Source organism: Deltaproteobacteria bacterium, from assembly GCA_020848745.1.
Lineage (GTDB): Bacteria > Desulfobacterota > Binatia > UTPRO1 > UTPRO1 > UTPRO1.
Genome location: JADLHM010000070.1, coordinates 1 through 22,384 on the forward strand (window position 1 = coordinate 1; position 22,384 = coordinate 22,384).

14 protein-coding genes are annotated in these 22,384 nt (G+C 74.5%); 1 reads left to right on the top strand and 13 read right to left on the bottom strand.

Annotation, left to right across the window (positions count from 1 at the left end; translation table 11 throughout):
* Window positions 1-90 precede the first annotated feature (90 nt).
* From IT293_10530 to IT293_10590, 13 genes are all read right to left on the bottom strand, one after another.
* Window positions 91-1,680, bottom strand: a complete 1,590-nt coding sequence (locus IT293_10530; GenBank protein MCC6765087.1) for a hypothetical protein — start codon at window positions 1,678-1,680, stop codon at window positions 91-93.
* Window positions 1,681-1,688: 8 nt separating this feature from the next.
* On the bottom strand, window positions 1,689-3,740 hold the full coding sequence (locus tag IT293_10535) for a polysaccharide biosynthesis protein (GenBank protein ID MCC6765088.1): 2,052 nt from the start codon (window positions 3,738-3,740) through the stop codon (window positions 1,689-1,691).
* 5 nt (window positions 3,741-3,745) lie between these two features.
* Window positions 3,746-4,957 carry a DegT/DnrJ/EryC1/StrS family aminotransferase gene (locus IT293_10540; GenBank protein MCC6765089.1) on the bottom strand — a complete coding sequence of 404 codons (1,212 nt, stop codon included), beginning with the start codon at window positions 4,955-4,957 and terminating at the stop codon, window positions 3,746-3,748.
* Between the two features lie 29 nt (window positions 4,958-4,986).
* Window positions 4,987-5,592: a sugar transferase gene (locus tag IT293_10545; GenBank protein ID MCC6765090.1), complete on the bottom strand. Its 606-nt coding sequence runs from the start codon at window positions 5,590-5,592 to the stop codon at window positions 4,987-4,989.
* Window positions 5,589-6,794 (bottom strand): glycosyltransferase family 4 protein, encoded by a 1,206-nt coding sequence (locus tag IT293_10550; protein MCC6765091.1) that lies wholly within the window; start codon window positions 6,792-6,794, stop codon window positions 5,589-5,591. Before IT293_10550 ends, IT293_10545 begins: the two co-directional genes overlap by 4 nt.
* Window positions 6,791-8,338: an O-antigen polysaccharide polymerase Wzy gene (gene wzy / locus IT293_10555; protein ID MCC6765092.1), complete on the bottom strand. Its 1,548-nt coding sequence runs from the start codon at window positions 8,336-8,338 to the stop codon at window positions 6,791-6,793. Before wzy ends, IT293_10550 begins: the two co-directional genes overlap by 4 nt.
* Complete coding sequence (locus IT293_10560) at window positions 8,335-10,683, bottom strand: glycosyltransferase (protein ID MCC6765093.1); 2,349 nt, start codon at window positions 10,681-10,683, stop codon at window positions 8,335-8,337. The genes wzy and IT293_10560 overlap by 4 nt, the downstream gene beginning before the upstream one ends.
* Window positions 10,680-11,888, bottom strand: a complete 1,209-nt coding sequence (locus IT293_10565; GenBank protein MCC6765094.1) for a glycosyltransferase family 4 protein — start codon at window positions 11,886-11,888, stop codon at window positions 10,680-10,682. The genes IT293_10560 and IT293_10565 overlap by 4 nt, the downstream gene beginning before the upstream one ends.
* Window positions 11,885-14,560, bottom strand: a complete 2,676-nt coding sequence (locus IT293_10570; GenBank protein ID MCC6765095.1) for an O-antigen ligase family protein — start codon at window positions 14,558-14,560, stop codon at window positions 11,885-11,887. The genes IT293_10565 and IT293_10570 overlap by 4 nt, the downstream gene beginning before the upstream one ends.
* Window positions 14,557-16,929, bottom strand: coding sequence for a polysaccharide biosynthesis tyrosine autokinase (locus IT293_10575; GenBank protein MCC6765096.1), 2,373 nt, complete (start codon window positions 16,927-16,929; stop codon window positions 14,557-14,559). Before IT293_10575 ends, IT293_10570 begins: the two co-directional genes overlap by 4 nt.
* A gap of 27 nt (window positions 16,930-16,956) precedes the next feature.
* Window positions 16,957-18,105, bottom strand: a complete 1,149-nt coding sequence (locus IT293_10580) for a polysaccharide biosynthesis/export family protein (GenBank protein MCC6765097.1) — start codon at window positions 18,103-18,105, stop codon at window positions 16,957-16,959.
* 31 nt (window positions 18,106-18,136) lie between these two features.
* Complete coding sequence (locus tag IT293_10585) at window positions 18,137-18,553, bottom strand: hypothetical protein (protein ID MCC6765098.1); 417 nt, start codon at window positions 18,551-18,553, stop codon at window positions 18,137-18,139.
* Window positions 18,554-18,928: 375 nt separating this feature from the next.
* Window positions 18,929-20,680 (bottom strand): hypothetical protein, encoded by a 1,752-nt coding sequence (locus IT293_10590; GenBank protein MCC6765099.1) that lies wholly within the window; start codon window positions 20,678-20,680, stop codon window positions 18,929-18,931.
* A gap of 82 nt (window positions 20,681-20,762) precedes the next feature.
* Here IT293_10590 and IT293_10595 point away from each other — a divergent pair, with 82 nt between their 5' ends.
* Window positions 20,763-22,382, top strand: a complete 1,620-nt coding sequence (locus IT293_10595) for a HAMP domain-containing protein (protein MCC6765100.1) — start codon at window positions 20,763-20,765, stop codon at window positions 22,380-22,382.
* Window positions 22,383-22,384 lie beyond the last annotated feature (2 nt).

Here is a 22,384-nt window from a genome sequence, read left to right on the forward strand (position 1 = left end):
GCTGAAAAAGGGGCATCTGCTGCGTTGCTCCCTCCTTCGCTTGCCGTGCCCTCGGAGAGGGTGCGGCGTAGCTCCGCTACGCCTCCGCGCTCAGTCGGTCGCGCCTTGCATCTGCCCCTTTTTGAGCGATCGGCCTTCTGCCACCGGCTTCATCTCATGAAGGGACAGAGGAGGGGCTTCGCTTGCCCGCTTCATCTCGTCGCTCGGGATCGCGGTCGATATGCGGTAGCGGACGGGGCCGCGCCGGCGACTGACGGCGTAGGGGCCGCCGGCGTTGCTGGCGAGGCGGGTGTTGCCGACCAGATCGACGTCGGCGGGGCCTTCGAGTCGGATGCCGGCGGCACGGCCGTTCCCGACGGCATTGCGTGCGAGCGTCACCTGCGTGATCGCCGACTCCGCGCCGGCGGTCTCGAGCTGGATGCCGGCGCAGGGCGCGTGCGCGGTGCAGCTGGCGGTGACGACGTTGTCGGCGATCTCGATGCTGGTCAGCGCGGCGTCCGCGGAGGCCAGGCGGATGCCGGCGTCGCGGGTGTGGTCGACGCGGTTGGCGCGGACGGTGATGCGGCCGACCGGCGCGTCCGCGGCGATGACGGCGATCGCGCCGCTGCCCGTGAGGCGGTCGTTCCAGGCGAGGTCGAGGAGACGGTTCTTCGCGACGAGCACGTCGCGCGTCGGAAAGCCTCCGGCCGCGCGCACGCCTTGCACCGACAGTTGTCCGACGCGCACGAGCAGGTTGTCGGTGACCTGCGCTCCGAGGGCGAGCACGCCGAGTCCGGAGCCGGTGCTCGCGCCGGCCGCGCACAGACACCCCGACGGGTCGGCCGCGGTGCACGTCGTGTGCCCGCGCCCGGCGCCGGTGCAGCACGCGAACGGCGTGCCCGTCGCGGTGCAGGCGGCGGCGGCGGGAAGATTCCGGAGGTGGTTCCCGGTCACCGTGCAGGCGCGGGCAGCGGTCGGGGGATCGTTCTCGTGTTGGCAGAAGAGGCCTTCGTCGGCGTTCTCGACGAGATTGTCGCGGATCGAGGCGCCCTCGGGACCGTTCAGCTGCACGGCGTCGCCGGCATGCTCGGTTTGCGAGATGCGGTAGAAGCGGTTGCGCCGTATCACGAGATTCCCGCCGAGGATCGTGGCGATCCCGTGGTACTTGGCGTCGAGGAACTCGCAGTCCTCGACGAGGAGATCGCGGCACCGCGTGCACCGCAGCAGCGACTCGGCGCGCCCCTGGCGTCCCAGGTTGCCGCGATCGTTGCCGTCGAAGCGGAGGCCGCGGACGATGATGCCGTCGTCGCCGCGGACGGCGTCGCGGTTGCGCAGCAGCATGCCGCCGTCGTGCGGCGCGTAGGATCCGTCGGCGAGCCGGAGCGTCGAGCGGCCGGAGCGTCCGATGATGGCGGTATGCGCGCCGACGAGATTCAGCGGCCGTGCGCCCCCCTGCGGATCGAGGAGATACGTGCCGGGCGGGACGATGACCGTGCCGCCGCCGGGCGGGACGGCGAGCAGGGCGCGGCGAACCGCGTCGGTGTCGTCGGTCCTTCCGTCGCCGCGGGCGCCGAAGGCGCGCACGTCGACGACCGGGGGCCCGGCGACCTCGCCGTCGTCCGCGGCGCAGCGGCCGCGCGCGACGAGCATCGCGATGCCCGCGACCGCGGCGGCCGCGACGACGTGCCGGGAGTGGTGCATGGCGCGGGCTATCCGACCGGTAGGCGGCGGGGGTCCCCGACCTCGTCGGCCAGCATGGCCGGCATCTCCGGTGCGGCGGCGGGACGTGGCAGGCGCCGCAGGCGCGCACCGCCCGGCATGGAGCTCGGGGGGTCTCCCGTTTCGCGCTCGCTGTCGCGGGCGTATCTGCGGCCGTCGGGACTCGCCATCGCATGCTCACCCGCGTCGACGATCGCCTCGCGGACGCCAGCGCCCGGCGTGTAGTTGGGCACGAGATCTTGGATCGTCCGCATCACGACGCCCATGTCGCTCGCGGCGACGCCGGCCTCGATTCGTCCGAGCCATTCCGTGAGCGGAGGCGGCGCGTCCTGCGCGACCAGGACCCGGATGCGCTCGTGCGGCGTGGTGGTTTGCTCTTCGCCGTCGGCGACGAGCTCTTCGTAGAGCTTTTCGCCCGGCCGGAGGCCGCTGAACTCGATCGCGATGTCCTCGTCGGGCTCGAAGCCGGAGAGGCGGATCATCTGGCGCGCCAGGTCGACGATCTTCACCGGCTCGCCCATCTCGAGGACGAAGGTCTCGCCGCCCTCGCCGATGGTCGCGGCCTGCAAGATGAGCTGCACGGCTTCCGGGATCGTCATGAAGTAGCGCGTGACCTCCGGATGCGTGACCGTCACCGGGCCGCCGCGCGCGATCTGCTCGCGGAAGATCGGGACGACGCTGCCGTTCGAGCCGAGCACGTTCCCGAAGCGGACGGCGGCGAAGCAGGTGCGGCCCTCGCGCTGGAGATTCTTCACGACCAGCTCGGCGACGCGCTTGGTGACGCCCATGACGCTCGTCGGGCGGACGGCCTTGTCGGTCGACACCATCACGAACTGGCTCGTCCCGTGGGCGCGCGCGGTGCGCGCGACGTTGTACGTGCCGAGCACGTTGTTGCGGACGGCTTCCAGCACGTTCAGCTCGGCGAGCGGCACGTGCTTGTAGGCGGCCGCGTGGAAGACCAGATCGGGGCGCTCCGCCGAGAAGACGCGTTCCAACTGGTCGGCGAGGAGCACGTCGCCGAGGACAGGTACGAGAGCCACGCCGGGGAAGCGCGTGCGCAGCTCCATCTCGAGCACGAACATGCCGTTCTCGTGGCGGTCGTAGAGGACGAGGCGCGCCGGGCCGTAGGCGGCGACCTGGCGGCAGAGCTCGGAGCCGATCGAGCCGGCGGCGCCGGTGACGATGACGGTCTTGCCCGCGATGAGCGCGGCCACGCGCGGCAGGTCGAGGCGCACCGCATCGCGCGCCAGCAGATCGCCGACCTTCACCTCGCGCATCTGCGTGTACATGACGCGACCGTCGACGAGCTCGCCGAGCGTCGGCAGCACGCGGTGGCGGACGCGCGCCGCCGCGCAGTGCTGGACGACGCGGCGGATGACGGCGCCCGACGCCTCGGGCAGCGCGATCAGCACCTCGCCGACCTCGTGCTCGGCGACCAGCGCTGTCAGGTCGTCGATGCCGCCGAGGACGGGCGTGCCGCAGACGCGGAGTCCGATCTTCCGCGGGTCGTCGTCGACGAAGCCGACGACGCCGACCCGCAGGCGCCGGCGCTGCTCGATCTCCTGGAGGAGCTTGATGCCGGCCGAGCCGGCGCCGACGATGAGCGCGAGCGTCTCGATGCGCCGGACGGACCGGCGCTCGCCGCGCTCGCGGGCGAGCCGGATGCCGATCCGGATCGCGCTCATCGCGAGCGTGCAGAGGAGCAGGTCGAGGAGGAAGACCGAGCGCGGGAAGCCGCGGAGGCCGTGCGTGAAGACCATGACGCCGAGGAAGAGCGTCGAGGCGAGGAGGTTGCCGCGCGCGATGTCCTCGACGTCCTGCACGCTCACGTGCCGCCACGAGCCGCCGAAAAGTCGCGCCGACCAGAAGCCGGCGAGCTTGCACGCGAGCAGCAGCGGCAGGGTCGTCGCGACCATCGTGAGCCAGCGCGGGTGCAGCTCGAGATCGAAGCGCAGGGCGAAGGCGGCGAGGTACGCGGCGGCCGCGATTCCGAGGTGGGTCGCGATGCTCACCAGCTGCCGATGCCGGACGAGGAAGGGCATGGAGCTCAGGCGCGTGCCGCCTCCTCCGCGTCGCACGAGCTGCGCTCGCCGTCGGTCGCCGGCTCCGCGCCGACCCCGCTGCGTCTGCGACCCGGCCCACGGACTGCGTCCAGCACCTCGCCGAACGCGCCGCACACCGCATCGACCTGCGCCTCCGTCATCGTGCCGAAGAACGGCAGCGCGACACACGTGTCGCCGGCGGCCTCGGCGATGGGGAACATCCCGGGCCGGAACCCGAAGTCGCTCCGGTAGAACGGCTGCAGGTGGATCGGCGGGAAGTACGGGCGCGACGGGACGCCGCGCGCGGCGAGCCCGCGCATGACGTGGGCGCGGGTGGCGAGATCCGCGAGGCGCACGACGTAGACGAACCAGCTCTCGGTGGTGGTGGCCGCCGAGAGGCGCGGGCGCACGACGCCTTCGAGGCGGTCGAGGCGCGCGTGGTACCAGCCGGCGACGCGCGCCCGCTTCGCCAGGATCTCGTCGAGCCGCTCGATCTGCGCGAGGCCGAGTGCGGCGCTCATCTCGTCGAGGCGGTAGTTGTAGCCGAGCCGCGTGTGCGCGAGCCAGGCGTCGAACACGTCACGGCCCTGGTTGCGGAGGCTCCGCGCGAGCGCGTCCCAGCGCGCGTCGTCGGTGACGATCATGCCTCCTTCGCCGGTCGTCATCTGCTTGTTCGGGTAGAAGGCGAAGGTGCCGGCGTCGCCGAGCGTGCCGAGCGGACGGCCCTTGTAGGCGCCGCCGATCGCTTCGCACGCGTCCTCGATGACGGCGAGGCCGTGGCGCTCGGCGACGGTGAGGATCGCGTCCATGTCGGCCGGCTGCCCGAAGACGTGCACCGGGAGGACCGCCTTCACGCGCCGGCCGCTCCGCGCCATGGCCTCGACGGCGTGCTCGAGGCGCGCGGGATCGAGCGTCAGCGTCACCGGGTCGACGTCCACGAAGAGCGGGCGCGCGCCGGCGTAGAGGATGCAGTTCGCCGAGGCGACGAAGCTGAAGGGCGTCGTCACGACGACGTCCTCGGGCCCGATGCCCGCGGCGAGGAGGCAGAGGTGGAGCGCCGCGGTGCCGCTGTTGACCGCGACGCCGTGGCGGGCGCCGACCTTCGCGGCGAGCCGCGCCTCGAAGGCGGCGAGCCGCGGCCCGAGCGCGAGTGTCTTGCCGTCGAGCACGTCGAGCACGGCCGCGCGCTCCGCGGGTCCGATGTCGGGCTCGCTCATGGGGACGATGGGGACGGGAATCGTGTCGTTCACCTTCTGACTCCTTGGAATTCCGGCATGGTCGCGTGGTCGGCCGCGGCGATGCCGTCGCGGCGCAGCACGGCGAGGAGGGTTCGCAGCAGGATCGAAAGATCGAGGGCGAGCGACTGGTGGTCGACGTACCAGACGTCGAGGGCCAGGCGCTCCGGCCAGTCGAGGGCGTTGCGTCCGCGGACCTGGGCGAGGCCGGTGAGCCCCGGCCGCACATCGTGGCGGCGCGCCTGCTCGGGCGTGTAGCGCGGCAGATACTCCGGCAGGAGCGGCCGCGGACCGACGAGCGACATGTCGCCGCGGAGCACGTTCCAGAGCTCCGGCAGCTCGTCGATGCTGGTCGCTCGGAGCCGGCGCCCGAGCGGCGTCAGGCGCGCGTGATCGCTGGCGAGCGCGTCCTCGCCGGCCGCGGGAGCGCGCATGGTACGGAGCTTGACGAGCGTGAAGAGGCGGCCGTCGCGGCCGACGCGCGCTTGTCGGAAGAAGACCGGTGATCCCATCGTGATCCGCACCGTGAGGGCCGCGAGCAAGAGCACCGGGGCGGCCATGACGGCGAGCGCGAGCGTCCCCGCGAGGTCGAGGCCGCGCTTGACGACGGAGCTCATGCGGTGGCTCCCTGCGGACGTCGCGCCGCGGGCGCTGCGGCAGCCGCGTCGCCGCCGTCCGCCGCCCGGGCCCGGCCGACGAGCCGCTCGTAGAGCGCGGCGACCTCCGCCGCCGTGCGGTCGACCGCGAGGAGCCTGGTGACGAGCGCGCGACCGGCGGTCGCCCGCCGCCCGGCCTCGGCGCGATCGGCGAGCGCTTCGAGGATGGCATCGGCGAGCCGCGCCGGATCCCCGGGGTGTACGAGCCATCCGGTCGTGCCGTCCCGGATCACGTCCGGAAGACCGCCGACCGCGGTCGCGACGACGGGACAGCCGCTCGCGAGCGCCTCGACGGTCGCGTTTGGCAGTCCCTCCGAGCGTGACGGCTGCACCGCGACGTCGAGATCGGCGTAGACCGGACGCGTGTCGGGGAGGTCGCCGGTGAAGACCACGCCTCTGCCGGCCCGGCGCCGGAGCTCGCGCTCGTAGTCCTCGGCGCCGTCCCAGGCGCCGCCCACGATCACTGCCCGCACCTCGGGACGCACCGCGCGCACGAGCGTGATCGCCTCGAGCAGGTCCTCGTGCCCCTTCACGCCGCGGCGCTCGCCGAGGTACCACTTCGGGCGGTACATGTACCCGACCATCCCGACGAGGGGGGTCGTCGCGCCGACCCCGATCGTGCGCCGGAAGCCGCCGCGTGCGGCCTCGCCGAACCCCGCGAGCTCGAGCCCGTAGTAGGACCGCAGGACGCGCTCGGGGGCGATGCCGGCACGCCGATACGCCGCCGTGATCGCGTCGCAGCAGCCGATCCAGACGTCGGCCGGTCCGGCCGTCGCGAGATCGAGCCGGCGGAAGAGCGCGTGCTCCAGGTGCAGTAGTCCCGGCACCTGGAAGATGCGGGGCACCGCATGCGTGCGCCCGAGGGCAAGGCGCGCCACGAGCGTCGTCGACACGAAGTGGCTGTGGATGACGTCGGGGCGGACGGCGGCGACCAGCTGGCGGCAGCGCGTGAGCGCGGCGGGGAGCCGCCAGGGGGCCCGCGCGCCGAAGTCGAGGTCGGCCGCGATCACCTCCGCCCCGGCCTCCGCGTAACGCGGCGCGAGTCCGTCGGTCGTCGACGGCAGGGCCACCACGATCTCGACGCCGACCCGGCGGAGGGCGCGGATCTGCCGCAAGACGAATCCGGCGCCGCGCGTCGTCTTCACCAGATGCAGGACCTTCATGCCGCCTCCGCCGCGCGGATCGTCACGGGCGGACGCATGCGCCGCGTCCGTGCTCGCCGGTCGCCGTGGACGTGCTCGACGAGGAGCACGATGCCCGCGCCCCACGCGGCCGGGCGCAGGAAATTGTGGAAGTCGTTGCGCACCGTCACCAGCAGCGGCATGAACACGACGGCCGTGATCGCGAGGAAGCGCCGGGACGGCGCCCGCGTGAGGGCGCCATCGAGCCAACCCAGGGCGGCGCCGAGCGCGAAGAAGTAGACCACCACGCCGGCCAGACCGAAGTTCAGGTAGGGCTCGGCGATCGCCGAGAAGCCGAGGCCGCCGAAGCTCGCGTAGGCCCAGGGCGCGACCATGTAGGTGATCCAGTGATTGGGTGGCAGCGACGCGGGATCGCTCCAGTCGTGGCTCGCCTTGTCGAGGCCGACGTTCGGGACGATGCGCAGCGCCGCGTCGAGGTACGAGCCGCCGAGCCGGTAGGGCGTGACTTCGGGAACCAGACGGATCGTCTCGACGAGCGTCCGCAAGCTGCCGCCCATCTCCGTGAGCGCGCCGACGGGCGAGGCCTCGGTGGCCGCGGCGGCGATCGCCTCGAGGTCGAGCCCGTTGCGCGGCAGTTGTCGGAGCGTCGCGACCACCGGCATGAGCAGCAGGAGGCCGAGCGCTCCCGGCACGACGAGCTTGCGCGGTAGCGGACCGCGCATCGCCGTCCAGACGACGACCGCCGCCGAGAGCAGCGACACCGCCCCGCCGCGATCGCCCGCCCAGAGCAGCAGCGTCGTCACGAGCGCGAGCAGCCCGAGCGCGCGGACGGTTTCGCGCCCCGGACGAGCGCCGACGAGCGTCACCAGGGCCGACGTCGGCAGGAGCCAGTAGAAGGCGGTGAGGAGCAGGCGCGAGTCGGTCGCCGCGTAGAGTGCGTAGCCGTAGGAGGCCGAGAAGAAGCGGCCCGCGCCGATCGACGCGACGTTCGCGAGGATCGCTGCGGCGGCGCCACCGGCGACGAGCAGCCCGCCCGAATGGAACACGTTCCCGCGACGCACGGGAGCGGGCCGGGGCGCACCGCGCGGCGCCGACCCTACGGTGGCGACCGGGACCACGTCGCGGCCGCGGCCGGGGCGGCCGGGGCGCGCGCGGATCGTCCGCCACCCGGCCAGACATCCGAGCTCGTAGGCGACGACCGTCAAAGCCACGGACAGCACCGCGCGCGTGACGAGGTCGGGATCGGCGCTCGCGAGCCAGGGCGCCGGCTCGGCGACCCCGAGTGCTACCGGCACCACCATGCCGAGATGGAAGACCGTGAGCGCCGCGAGGAAGAGCATCGAGGGCGCCACGAGCGCGCGCCGCATGCCGTGGACGTTGCAGGCGGTGAGCGTGGCGACGAGCGCGCTCGTCGCGAGCGCGGCGGCGCCGGGCGCGAGGACGGCGTCGGCGGAGGCCAGCAACGCCACGAGCCCGAGCCCGATCGCGACGAGCAGCCATGCCAGCGGTCCCGCGAGGTCCGCGCGCGCGCCGGGGCGGCCGCGGCGCCGTCCGACGCGGGTCATCGGTAGCACTCCAGGAGCCGTTGCATCGACGTCTCGGTCGCGAAGATCGGCGGCAGCCCGCGCGCCGCCTGCGCGCTGCGACGGGAAGCCGCGCGCTGCAGCACGTCGTCCAGCGTCGCGGCGAAGCCCGCGGCGTCGGCCGGGTCCGCGGTGTGGATGCCATCGATCGTGCGCCCGATCTCCGCGACCGCGGCGAGCGGGCTCGCGACGACCGGTACGCCGCAGGCCGACGCTTCCAGCACGACCCCGGGGAGTCCTTCCCAGAGCGACGGCAGCACCAGGACGTCGGCCGCCGCGAGGAGCGCGGGCACGTCGTCGCGGCTGCCGGTGAAGCGGAAGCGAGGCCCGAGGCCGTCCGCGGCCACCGCGGCCTCGATGCCGGGGCGTAGCGCACCGTCGCCGACGAGCACGAAGACGACCTCGGGCCGGCGGCGCTCCAATGCGGCGGCGATCGCGACGAGCGCCGCGTGGTTCTTTGCCGGCGTGAAGCTCCCGACGTGGAGCACGACGCGGGCGGCCGGCGGAATGCCGAGCTCGGTTCGGACGTCCGGGCCGCCCCGACACGCGAAACGGGCGACGTCGACGCCGTTGTAGATGACGCGCCGGCGCGGATCATCCTCCCAGTCGGCACCCCAGAACGCTTCCATCGCGCTCCTCGAGACGGCGATGACGGTGGTGGCCGCGCGCGCGACGATCGCACGCGCCGCGACGCGATACGCGCGCCGCGCGAGGCCGCCGCCTCGGCCGTCGTGCACGCTCCGGAGGTGGGCGATGCGGATGGGGACGGCGGCGAGCCACGCGAGCAGCAGCACCGGACCGGAGAACTGGTGCACGTGGCTGTGCACCACGTCGTAGCGTCCGCTCCGCAGCATGCGGAGCAGCCGCATCGCGAAGCTCCAATGTGGCGCCAGCGGACAGGGAATTACGCTTCCGCCGAGCGCGACGATCTCCGGGGCGTAGGCTCCCGGCTTCCCGCTCAACACGCAGAAGTCGAATCGATACGCGGCCCGGTCGATGCCGCGCATGATCTCGAGCGTGCGGGTTTCGGCGCCGCCGCGGTCCATCGTGCCGAAGACGTGCAGGATGCGCCGCGGCCGGCGGCTGGCCGCCCGGAGCTCGTCGCCCTCCTCCTCCGCCGGCGTGCGGCATTCGCGGGCGAAGGCCGCGCCGAGGCAGACCAGGCGTGTGAGCTCGCTCGTCAGCAAGGCGAGCGCGGCGCCGACGAGGCCGAAGCGCGGCACCAGCGTGACGGCGGCGATCGCTCCGAGCGCCAGTGACGCGCCGGCGGTGGCGAGTTGGACCCGAAAGCGGCGGGCGGCGGTGGCCGCGACGCCGAGGCCGGTCGAGAGGAAGCCGACGGCCGCGACGACGGCGAGCCAGACCAGGAGGTCGGCGTGGGCGGTGTAGTCGGGGGGGTAGGCGAGGGCGAGGAACGTCCGGCCGCACAGGCTCGCCGCCACGATGCCGGCGACACCGAGCGCCGCGGCGGCACCGAGGCCGCGGAGGGCCAGCGCACGGTACGCCCGACGATCGTCGTGATGCAGGCGCGCCAACCTCGGGCTCAAGGCCGCCCCGACCGCCAGCATCGGCTGCGACCCCGCGACGAGGAGGTACGCGGTGGCGGCGAAGTACCCGAGCGCGTCGGGCCCGAGATGCGCGGCGACCGCGTACCGCGGCACGTTCACGGCGAAGCTGTTGAGGCCCATGACGAGGCCGAGCGGCAGGGCCAGCCAGGCGAGCGGGGCGAGCACGGACGGTCGCAGGACGGGGCGGAGCGTGGCGAGCTGCGCCGCGCCGCGGAGGTCCACCGCGATCAGCACGACCGCCCACCACGCCGCCATCGCCAGCACCGACCAAACGAGCCCGCCGGTCGCGGCGAGGACGAGCGCGACCGCTACGACACTGCCGGCGCCCTTCAGCAAGAGCGAGCACGCGATGCGGCGCAGGTTCTCGTGCTGTTGCTGCAGTCCGAAGACGACGTCGGCGATCGCCTCGACGCCCTTCGCGAGGGCCATGGCGGCGACGAGCGCCGCCGTCGCCCGCTCGTAGCCACTCGCGGTGGTGACGAGGGCGATCACGAGCCACGCCACCCCGACCGACGCGAGCCGGACGCCGAAGTAGACGCCGAAAGGCGTCTCGCGCCGCGCGTCGGTCGCCTGGACCGCGCGCAGCTGCAGATTGGTCAGCATCACGATCGGCGAGGTGACGGCGAGGGCCAGCGCGAAGCGGCCGACATCGGCGGGCGCCGCGCGCCGCGCGACCGCCATGAGGATGGCCCACTGACACGCCGCATAGCCCGCGTTGCCCGCGAGCGCCCACGCGGCGTTGCGGCGGAGCAGGCTCACGCGTGCCCCGCGACGGCGGCGTCGTGGAGCCGCCGGTAGAGCGCGGCGCGCTTCGGCGCGAGGGTCCGTACATGGTGCTCGTACGCCGCCGCGCGGTCGCGGGAGCCCCACGCCAGCGGATCGGCGCTCCGGGCGGCGAGGCGCTCGAGGAGAGCGGCGAGCGCGCCGGCGTCGCCGGGCGGCACGAGGCGATCGCCCGGCAGCAAGGCGGGGACGCCGCCCACCTCGGTGCCGACCGACGGGACGCCGCGCGCCATCGCCTCGAGCAACGCGCGCGGCAAGCCTTCGCTCCGCGACGGCAGCACGAACACGTCGGCGGCGTCGAGGCAGGCGCGCACGGCGGACCCGGCCGGGACGTGCCCCGGCAGGCGCAGCGTCACGCCCGCCTGCGCGGCGCGCGCCGTGAGCGCCGCGCGCAGGCGCCCCTCGCCGACGAGCGTCAGGTCGGCGACCAGGCCGCGCGTCCGCAGGCGCGCGAGCGCGTCGATCAGCACGTCGTGACCCTTGTACGGTTGCGCGAGCGATCCCACCGCCACCACCCGCCACGGATCGATCGCGGTGCCGCGGCTCGGCCGCGCGCGCCAGGCGGAACGGGTCGCGAGCGCCGCCTCGTCGATGAACGCGTCGTCTTCGAGGTCGAGCGAGGAATAGCTCGTCCACCAGTCGGCGGCAGGGTAGCGCTCGGGAAGCCCCGCGCTCGTGACGTAGGCGACGGCATCGGCGGTGCGGCACATGGCCCGGAGCTCGCGGGTGAGCCGGCGGCGCGCGAGCGGCCGCACGATGCTCTTGACCGCGCCCGGCGCGAGCGCCGCATGGGGATCGCCGACCACCTCGACCGCGAACGGCCGCCGGCCGCGCACGCGCCATGCGGCGGCCGCGATCGGACCCGGGGCGCGCAGACAGAGGGCGTCGGCGTCCGCGATGGCGCCGCGGAGCGCCGCGCGCACCTTCGACCGCGTCCGCAGCCATTCCCAGGGACCATGGTAGTCGGGGAGCGGCGCGATGCTGACGCGCGGTCCCGCGATGGACGGCCGGCGGGCGGTGTCGTCGTCCCGCGGCGGCGTCGTGCGCGCCGCGACCGTGACCGAGTCGAAGACGTCGAGGTAGCGTTCCCAGAAGGCCGGTCCCTCGACGCCCGTCGGCGACGAAATGGTGCCGTCCGGTGCCGTTGCGAGACGGGCTTCGAGCGCGACGAGGAGCTTCATGGTGCGACGGCCTCCTCGCGTGACGCCGCGACCTCGGCGCCCGCGTGAGGCGGCAGCTCCGCGACCGTGCGCCGCCGGCTCGTTTCGCGTCGCACCACCAGCTCGCTCACGCCGCGATGGATCGGCAGGAGGTCGATCGCGTTCCGCTCGCCGGCGCGGAGCACCGTCTCGGCGCTCTCGAAGTCGCCGCGCGCGGCGTACACGTCGAGCGCGAGGTCGCGGTAGAGGCGGCCTTGCTCCGGCGTGCGCGTCAGCGCCGCGAGCAGCGTCGCCTCGGCGGCGTCGAGGTCGCGGGCCCGCAGCGCGGCGCGCGCGGCGCGCGCCAGGTGGGCGCGACCGTCCTCGCTGCGCTCGGCCTCGGCGCGGAGCAGCGCGGCCGCGTCGGCGAAGCGCTCGCGGGCTTCGAGCAGCGTCGCGAGGTCGTCGACGATGCCGGTGCGCACCGGACCGTCGGCGGTCGCGGCGAGCGCGCGTTCGAGGCCGCGCTGGACCGCGTCGGCCAGGTCGGCGTTCAGCGCCGCGAGGCGGATCGCGAGCGTGTCGCCCTCGGCGAGGACGCGCAGCCACTCGCGCGCGCCGCGCGCGACGACGTCGCTCGCCGGGCTCAGGTACCCGTGCGAGACGAGATACGGGTAGCGGAACATCGACTCCTCGACCTCCGTGAGCGCGGCCGCGCGGCGGTTCTCCTGCCAGAGCGCGAGCGCGAGCCCGTCGCGGAGCTCCGGCGACCAGGGCGAGAGCGCGATCGCGCGCCGCCAGGCGGCCTCCGCCTCCGGTCCGGAGCCGAGCACGGCCGCCTCCGTCTCGTGGGCCGCGCGGTCGGCGGGCGACCAGTCGAGCGCGGAGCGCGCCAGGCGGAGAGCCGTCGTCGCGCCGTCGTCCTCGGCGAGCGCCCGGTCGGCTTGCGCGAGGGCCGCGGCCGGGGCGAGCGGCGTCGCGCCGGCGACGACCAGCGCCGCGTTCGCCGCCTGGAAGCTCGCGGCGAGCGCGAGGAGCGCCAGGAGCGCCAGCACGGCGGGCGCTTCGACCGGCGCCGGCACGCGCGGCTCGAACGCGGCCGGCAAGAGCGTCGCCTCCTCGTCGAACGCCGGCGTCGCCGCCGGCCGCGGGCGGCTCGTCAGCACCAGGAGCGCGCCGAGCGTCATCAGCAGGAGGAAGTTCGCGGGCAGCCGCAGTCCGAAGTCGACGAGACTCTGCACCAGGATCGCCGCGATGCCGCCGACGAGCCCCCAGCGCAGGTTGCCGCGCTCGCGGAGCGCGGCGCGCCATTCGGCGGGCTCGAACCCCGGTGGTGCGGCGTGCCTCCGTGTCTGTCGCTCCGCCTGCTCGGCGGCCGCGGCGTGGCGCGCGCGGCGGTCGGCCGAGAGCGCGCGGCCGACGAGGACGAAGAAGGCGACGACGATCGCGGCGCCGGCGACACCGGTCTCGGCGGCGAGCTCGAGGTAGTCGTTGTGCGCGTGGTCCCAGATGCCGCCCTCGACGGGCGGCGCCTGGTGGGGGCGGTACGCGTGCAGCCACGAGCCGAGTCCGCTCCCGGCGAGCGGATAGTCGCGCAGGAGAGCGGTGCCTTGGGCCGCGACGGCGAGCCGGCTGGCGAGGTTCACGTCGAGGCCGTCGTCGGCGAGATCCTCGCTTGCGGCCCAACGCACGAGCGTGCCGGCCGCCGCGACCACGAGCACGAGCGCCGTCGCCGCCGGCGCGAGCCGGCCGAAGCGGCCGAGACGGGTGCGCTGCGTCGAGCGGCGCGCGCGCGCGATCATGCCGGCGCCGGCGACCCCGAGCCCGGCGAGGAACGCCGCGAGGCCGCCGCGGGAGCCGGTGGCGACGAGCGCCACGACCAGGAGCGCCGTGCCCGCGGCGGCCGCGAGCGGCAGCGCGAGCGCGCGCTGGTTCGCGATGAGCGCCGCCGCCCAGGCGCGTTCGCGCCGGACGCCCAGGCCGCGAGCCGCCTCGACGGCCCGCCCGAGCCGGCGCCCGAGCCGGCTCGCCAGCGACACCGCGTAGGCGAGCGCCACCGGAATCGCCATGGTGAGCCAGGCGGCGAAGTGGTTCGGGTTCACGAACGGGCCCGAGACGCGGTCGTCGACGGTCGGCTCGCCGGTGATCCAGAGCACCCGGCCGTTCCCGACCGCCTCGGCGAGGAGCCCGAGCGCCGCGAGCGCCGCGGCGCCGATCACGAGCGTCGGGACGAGGCGCGCGAGCACGCGCTCGTCGCGCGGCTCGTCGAGGCCTTCGGCGCGCCACGGGTATGCGACGATCGTCGTGAAGACCGCCAGGCCGAGCGCTAGGCGGCCGAGCTCGGCCCAGACCGCGTACGCGTCGAGCGCCAGCGGCCGCCAGCGCGAGAACGCCCCCGCGTCCGGCCATCCCGGCAGCATCTCCGCGGTGAGCCGGGCCGCGCTCGGCGAGACGAGCGCGAAGATCACGGGCGGCAGCGGGACCGTCGTCGCGAGCGCGAGCCCGACGAACGCCGCGAGCGCGGCGACGCCGGTCGGGGCGGGACCGCCGCCCGCCTCCCGGCGCGCGTGCAGGGTCACGGCGAGGAGGCCGAGCGCGGCGACGAGGCTCACGGGAGTCGCGAGCGGGTGCCGTCCGCCGAGGAGCAGAGGCACGGCGAGGAGGAGCACCTGCAGCGCGACGAGGACGCGCCGATCGTTCGGCGCGGACGTCATGCCGCCGCCTCCACCGCCTGCGGCGCGCGGTAGTAGCCGTAGTAGCGGTTGTAGAAGTAGAGGTCGCCCCAGCCGAGGTCGACGTTGTTGATGACCGCGCCGAGGAGATGCGCGTTCGCCTGCACGAGCTGGTCGCGGGCGCGCCGGATGAGTTCGCGCGGCGTGTCGTGGCCCTTCACCACCTGCACCACGCCGTCGACCTCGCGCGCCAGCACGACCGCGTCCGTCACGGGGAGCACCGGCGGCGAGTCGAGCACGACGAAGTCGTAGTGCCCGCGCATCTCCTCGAGCATCGTGCGCATGCGCTGCGATCCGACGAGCTCCGCGGGGTTCGGCGGCGTCGGGCCGGCCGGGATGAAGTCGAAACGCGGCGCCTCGAGCGCGTGTACGACCGCCGCGAGCTCGACCTGGCCGGCGAGGAAGCTCGAGAGCCCCGCCGTGTTGGTGATGCCGAGCTGGCGGTGGCAGCTCGGCTTGCGGAGGTCGACGTCGACGAGCAGCACGCGCGAGCCCGCCTCCGCGAGCGTCGCCGCGAGGTTCAGCGACGAGACGGTCTTGCCCTCGCTCGCGCCGGCGCTCGTGACGAGCAGCATCTTCGGCGGCGCCGCGGGCGTCGAGAAGAGCACCGCCGTGCGGAGCGCGCGGAACGCCTCGGCGACCGGCGAGAGCGGCTCGTGGACGACCACGAGCGCCGGCGAGACGTTCGCGGCCGCCGGCGCCACGGCGTCGGCGCCGGCGTTGCCGAGCGCGCGGGTCGCCGGCGAGCGGCGCGCGAGCGCGAAGTTCGGGATCGTCGCCAGCGCGGGCAGATGGAGAAGCCCCTCCATCTCCTCGCTGCTCTTCACGCTGTCGTCGAAGTACTCGCAGAGGAAGGTCGCGGCGCAGGCGAGGAGGAGGCCGGCGCCGAAGCCGAACACGAGGTTCATCGCGACGCGCGGCGAGCTCGCCTCGGCCGGCACCTCGGCGCGCTCGACGACGCGCAGGTTCGTCGGCGCGAGCGCCGAGCTCGCCGCCGTCTCCATCTGCTGCTTCAGGAGCGACGCGTACAGCGCGCTCGCGCTCTCGACGTCGCTCCGCAGGAGGTCGTAGCGGGCGCCGAGGTCGCGCAGCTCGATGGCCGCCGTCTCGAGACCCGAGAGCTTCTCGCGGAGGCCTCGCTCGCGCGCGACGGCGGCGTCGAATTTCGCGCGCACCCCGCTCACCTCCTGCCGCACCTCGGCGTCGAGCTGCCGCGCGACGATGCTCTCCTGGCGCCGCAGCTCGACCATCGCCTCGTGGTTCGGACCGAGGCGGCTGTCGAGGCCGGTCCGCGTCGCCTGCAGATCGAGCAGCGTCCCGTGCAGTTTCTGGATGCCGGGACGGTCGAGAAAGTAGGCGAGCGGAGCGGCGGCGGGGTCGGTCAGGAAGTCGAATCGGCTCTGCAGCGTGACGCGCGCGCCTTCGGCCTTCGTGAGCAGGCTCGAAAGCTCGCCGATCTTCTGGCCGGTCACCTTCTGCTCCTGGTTCACCGCGACGTTCGGGTGCTCGGTCGAGAAGGCGCGCAGCGCGGCCTGCGCGTGCTCGAGCTGCTGCACCGACTCGCCGAGCTGCTGGTCGAGGAAGTGCCGTGCGGTCGCGTCGGTGCCGAGGCGCGCCTCTTCGTTGGCCTCGAGATAGGCCTGCGTGTGCGCCGCGGCGAGGATCGCCGAAAGGGTCGGGCTCGGCGTCGTGAACCGCACCTCGACGAGGTCGGTGCCGCGCACGTCGCGCACGGACAGCCAGCGCATGTAGCGGTCGAGGAGCTCGCCATCGACGTCGGCCTCGGCGCCGCCGTCGTCGTGGACGAGCGGCGTGCCCGGGACGCCGCGCGGCCGGAGCATCGTCAAGAGCTGCCCGCCGACGGCGAGCAGTCCCGCGCGCTCCGCGCCGGGGTGGAGGAACGCCTCGTTCTCCGCCAGGCGGCGCGTGCGGATCACGCGCTCGGCGAGATCGCGGCTCTCGAGCATCGCGACCTGCGTCGCGAGGAAGCTCGACGCGCCGTTCACGTTGCGCTCGTTCTGCTCGAGGTCGAGCACGTTGCCGTCGAGACGGAGCTGGATCGGCGATTGGCGCGACACCTGGAGTTGCGTCGCCGAGGTGTAGAGTCGCGGCGACAGCATCGTCACGAGCAGGCTCGCGCCGAACACGATCGCGAAGCATGCTGCGGCGAGCCAGCGGTACTTGTAGAAGATGCGGACGTAGTCGCGCAGGTGCCGGCGCGGCGCCTCCCCGTACTCCGCTTCGTAAGGCGCATGCGCGAACGCGTAGTTCGGCGTCCCCCCGGAGGGGGCGGGCGCGAAAGTCCCGGGCGCGGCCGGCAAGGCCGTGCCGTTGGCGTCGATGGTGGCCACGATGTCTCCCCCTGAAGAAGAAGCGACTCAGAACAACAGCACGCTGCCGCCGACGTGGATCATCTCGCGCGCGAGCGTCCACATGCCCCACGGCACCGCGCGCGCCACCGACAGCGGGACGTGCACGACGTCGCCGTCGGTGATCGGCACGTCGGCCGCGCGGCCGTCGGCGATCGCGTCGAGATCCACCTCGAAGGTCCGCGAGCCGCCCCCCGGCGTCACGCGGCGGACCACCGTGCGCGACTGGTCGGCCGAGACGTGCTGGCCGCCCGCCGCCGCGACGGCGCCTCCGACCGTGAGACCGCGACTCACCGGGTACGATCCCGGCTTCTCCACCCAGCCGTCGACGAGCACGCTTCCCGCCGCCGTCACCGTGATGACGTCGCCGGGTCGCACCTCGGGATCGAGGCCCGCCGGCCCGCGTGCGGCCGGCGTCCCGACCAGCGCCACGTCGATGTAGATGCGCTCGCGCGGCGCCGGCCGCGCGTCGACGGCCCTCTCCGAGGACACGGCCCTCTCCGAGGACACGGCGAACTCGACGATACGGCCGGCGTCCTTGCTCGGACCGCCGGCCGTCCACAGCATGTCGCTCAGCGTCGCGCGCGGCCGGGTCACGGGATAGAGACCCGGCCGCTCGACGCTCCCAATCACCGCCACCACCCCGCTACGGAACTCGGCCACCTGCACGCTCACTTTCGGCGCGCGCAGGATCCCGGCCGCGATGAGGCGCCGCCCTATCTCGGCTTCGAGCGCCGACGGGGTGAGCCCCGCCACGCGCACGACGCCGATCATCGGAATCGTCACCTCGCCCCCACCACTCACCCTCAGCCCCTGCTGAAATACTGGGGCCCCCGCCACCACCTGGCCGGCGCCGGCCGCCGCGCTCGACGACCGCGCGCCTGCCGACGCCTGCGCGTCCAACAGATCCGGGATCCGGACTTCGAGAAGATCGTCCGGCCCGATGCGATACCCTTCGCTCGCCGGCGCGACCGCGCGCGCCGCCGCGATCTTCGACAGGGCCTCGACGTCGGCCGATGTCATGAGATCGCTCGCCACCGGCGGCGCCCCCGCGGCGCGCTCGGGGGTCGCGCCGAGGCGAGGGCCGCCGCAGCCGGCAACCGTCGTCAGCGCGAGGGCGCAAGCGCCCGCGCACAGCTTCGTAGAGATGCGATGCATGTCCGCGCGCCTCGGAGTCCGATCGTCCGCGCTACGACCGCGAGCGCGGCGGGCAGGGACGAAACGGCCGGCACCACGTCATGCTGCCGTGGCGGCAACACACCCGCTTGCGGACGACCGCCGGACGGTTCGGCTTTTCGGGACAGAGCTTCTCGTCGGTCCGCACCAGTACCTGCTTGTTCGGACAGAAGAGCCGATCGCCCCTGTCACGGCCTCCATGACCGTCGTGGCGGTCGTCGTCCCAGTCGTCGTCGTGACGGCCGCAATTCGGGATCGAGCGCCGGTCGTCGTCGTCGTCGTCGTGGGCGAAGAATCCCTTGCTCTTCTCATGACCGCCCCTCGCGTCGTGGTCGCCCCTGGCGAACGCGGCCGGCGCCAATGCCATGGTGAAGACGAGCGCCGCGGTCCCCACCCGCAGCGCACTGGCAGCGTAACCTCGATGCAGCATGCACACCCCCTCACGGTTTGTCCCGGCCGACACACACACCCCCACGGCGCGGCTCCGTACCGGCTCGCTCAACTCTCGTGTTGTCTCGATGTGGCCGCGTCGTGCGTCGCGAGGACGCCTGCGCCAGCCGGGGCGGAACCTAGCGAGACGCGTGCCTGCGCCCGCGGAGGATCGAGAGCTCAGCCGGTTCGCGGACGTCCGCGGCCGCTTGAGCGCGCGCGTCAGCGGCTGCGCAAGCGAACGCGCGTCACGACTCTAGCGGCTCGTGCAACGATGAACGCCCGACGCCATGCGTTCTCCGAAGCGCGTGTGTGCGACGCGGCCCGAGAACGCGAGCGCGAAGCGGATCGGCTCGTCCCGTCCCACGAGCATGCGTCAATGCGCAGCAGGTCTGGTCGGGTCCTGGCGCGCCCCGAGCAGGGCGCGGTCGAGGTCGCGGACGAGCGTCGTGAGATCGGCGGCGTTCGTCGCACCCGGAACCAGGCGCGCCGCGAGCGCGGCCGCGGCGCCGGCGTTGGCGTGCTCGGCCTCCGCGCGCGTCGTCGCGCGGGCGCCGTCGAGGTCGGCGAGCGTGAGCGAAGAGGCGCGGTCGGCCGCGAGGCAGAAGCGCTCGGGCTCGGCATCGGGCAGCGCTACGTCGGCGAGCGCGAGGGCGCGGAGGATGCGCGCCGCCTGCGTGGCGAGCGCGAGCGCCGCCGGGCGGTCGGGAGCGGCGGTCCGCTGGTCCCCCAGCCGCCACGGCTGACCCGGTGCCGCGACCGCGACGTACGGGATGCCGCTCGCGACGCCGTGCTCGACGAGCGGCGCCACGCCCGGGAGCCCGAGCGCCGCCTGCAGCTCGGCCTCGCCCGCGAGGCGCGCGGCGTCGGCGGCGGCCGCCGTGCGGAGCCAGACGGGGCGCTGTCCGTCGAGCCAGAACGCCGCCTCGAGGCGGCCGCGCTCGGGCGGCGAGGCCACGATCGCGACGCGGCCCATGTGACGCGCGGCGAGCGCGGCGAGCCAGCGCTCCGCGGCGTGGTAGCCGGGCGCGGCGCGCCGCACTTCCTCGAGCGTCGCGCGCGCGCGGTCGTCGACGTGGCGCGCGAGGAGCTGCGCGGCGCGCCGCATGGCGAGGCGGGTGAAAGTCTTGCCGGCGCGCGCCAGGCTCGCGAGCAGCACGCCCGCGGCGCGATCGGCGAGCGCCGGCGGGATGCCGGGATCGAGCGCGAGCTCGAGCATGCGGACGCGGAGCGGCTCGGCGTAGCCGCGCAGCACCGGGTCGGGCGCCGCCATCACCTGCTCGAGGCCGACCGCGAGCCCCTGCGGGTCGCCGTTCGCCGCGCCGGCGTCGCTTTCACCGCGCAGGCGTCGGTGTACCGCGCGGAGCGGCGCGAAGATCGCGGCGACGTCCGGCGACAGCGACGCCGCACCCGCGGGGTGCACAGCGGCCGCGTCGAAGGCGCGGCGGAACGCGTCGCCGTCGAGGAGGCTGAACAGCACCTGCACGCGCTCCTGGCCCTGGAAGGTCTCGGTCAGCACCTGGAGGAGGCGCGCGAGGCGGGTCGCCGAGAGGCTCGCGAAATCGATCCGGTGCACGACCTCCGCGAAGGCGGCGGCGGCCTCGGCGTGCGAGCGCTGCGGCGCGAGCGTCTCGAGGTAGGCGAGCAGCACGCCGACGTCGGCGGTCAGCCGGATCGCGCCCGCCAGCATGCGCGAGCGCGCGGCGGCGTTCGACTTCAGCGGCTCGCGGCCGATCGCGGCCTCGATCACGCCGCGCTCGACCTTGCCGAGGAGGTGGCGGCAGACGCCGCGGTCGCTCGGCTCGCGCCGGCCGTTCACGAGCAGATCCTCGGCGGCGTTCAGCCGCAGCCGGAGCGCGTCCTTGTACTCGCGGAGGAACACGAGGTGCTCCTTCATCTCCGCGATCTCCTCGGGGCCGAGGGGCTCGGGCGCGACCGCCGACTCCGCCGCGAGCCGGCTGACGCTCGGGACGAGCGGCGCGGCCGCCTCGGCGGGCGTGGCGTTCGGGGTGGCGGCCGCCGGCGCGTCCCCGGCCGGACGTCCGCGCCGTCCGCGGCGGCGCCGGCGGCGGCGCGGGGCGGCGTCTCGCGCGCGCGATGGCGGCGCGCCGGGGGCTTCGGGCTCCATCGCCCCACCGCGTTAGCACACCAGGGACGGCGGAACGACTCGTCTCGCGCATCGCCCCGGCCGCCGTGATAGGAGCGCCCGGATGCCCCCGCCGCCCGCCGACCGCCCGCGTGCCGTGCGCGAGGGCTTCCTCCTGCGCGCGGCGGCGCTGCCGGTCCTGCCGGCGAACCTCGCGGGCGCGATCCTCGTCTACCTCTACTTCAACTTCGTCGATCCGCTCGAGCCGGTGATCGACGACGGCGCCTACGAGGGGCAGCGGCTCGCCGTCTTCCTGCTCGTCGTGACGGCGATCCTCGGGAGCAGCGTCTATCTGAGCGCGCGCTGGTTCGGTCCGCTGGCGCGTTGGCGGCAGCGCCTGCGCGAGGGCGCGGACCCGGCGGCGGTGCCGGCGACGATCCGCCGCCGGGTGCTGAACGCGCCGCTCGCGAACACCGTCCTCACGCAGACGGGATGGACCTTCGCCGGGATCTTCTACCTGATCTACCTGCGCGCCATCGACGGCCTGGCGCTCGGCGAGGTCGGACGCATCACGGCGGCGCTCGTCTTCATCGCCGGACCCCTCACGTCGGCGCTGACCTTCCTCGCGAGCGAGCTCTACCTGCGCCGCCAGGTGCCGATCTTCTTTCCCGACGGCCGCATCGAGCAGGCCGGCGTGCTGCGGGTGCCGATCCTCGCCCGGCTCGGCGGCACCTTCGCGGTCACGTCGATCCTGCCGCTCGCGCTCATGATGCTGGTCGCCTTCTGGGTGCAGCAGCGCCACGGCGCGTACGCCGCGGGCGAGGGCGGCGCCTTCTGGACGCACCTCGTCCGCGCCCAGGGCTTCATCGCGCTCGTGACCGGCATCGCGTCGCTCGTGATGGCGTGGCTGGTCGCGCGCTTCATCAACCGGCCCGTGCAGGCCCTGCGCGCGGCGATGGCGCGGGTCGCGGCCGGCGATCTCTCGGTGCGCGCGCCGGTCCGGAGCGCGGACGAGCTCGGGGAGCTCTCGGCCCACTTCAACGCGATGGTCGGCGAGCTTCGCGCCGCCGAGCGAACGCGCGAGATCTTCGGGCGCTACGTCAGTCCGGCGGTTGCGCGCGAGGCGCTCGAGCGCGGGGTCGCGCTCGGCGGCGAGGTGATCGTCGCGACCGCCATGTTCGTCGACCTGCGCGGCTTCACGGCGACGTCGCGGCTGAACACGCCGGCGCGGGTCGTCGAGATGCTGACGGAGTACTACGCGCTGGTCGAGCGCGTGTGCGAGCGCGAGGGCGGCGTCATCACGCAGTTCCTCGGCGACGGCGTCGTCGTGGTCTTCGGCCACCCGCTGCAGCCGCTCGCGGGGCATGCGCGCGCCGCGGTGCGGGCGGCGATCGCGCTGCAGCGCGCGCTCGCCGAGCGCAACGCCGCGACCGCCGACGAGCCGTTCGTCGCCGGCACCGGCATCTGCACCGGCGACATGATCGCCGGGAACGTCGGCACGGGCGGACGCGTCACCTACACGGTCGTCGGCGACGCCGTGAACCAGGCGGCGCGGCTCCAGGTGATGACGCGCGATCTCGCCGCGCCGGTTCTCATCACCGCGAGCACGCGCGCCGCGCTCGACGACCCGTCGCGCGTCGTGCTCCGCCCGTTCGGCCCGCTCGCGATCAAGGGCCTCGCCGAGCCCGTCGAGGTCTGGGCGGTGGAAGGACCCGGACCGGCGGAGGGCTCCGCGCCGCGCTGAGC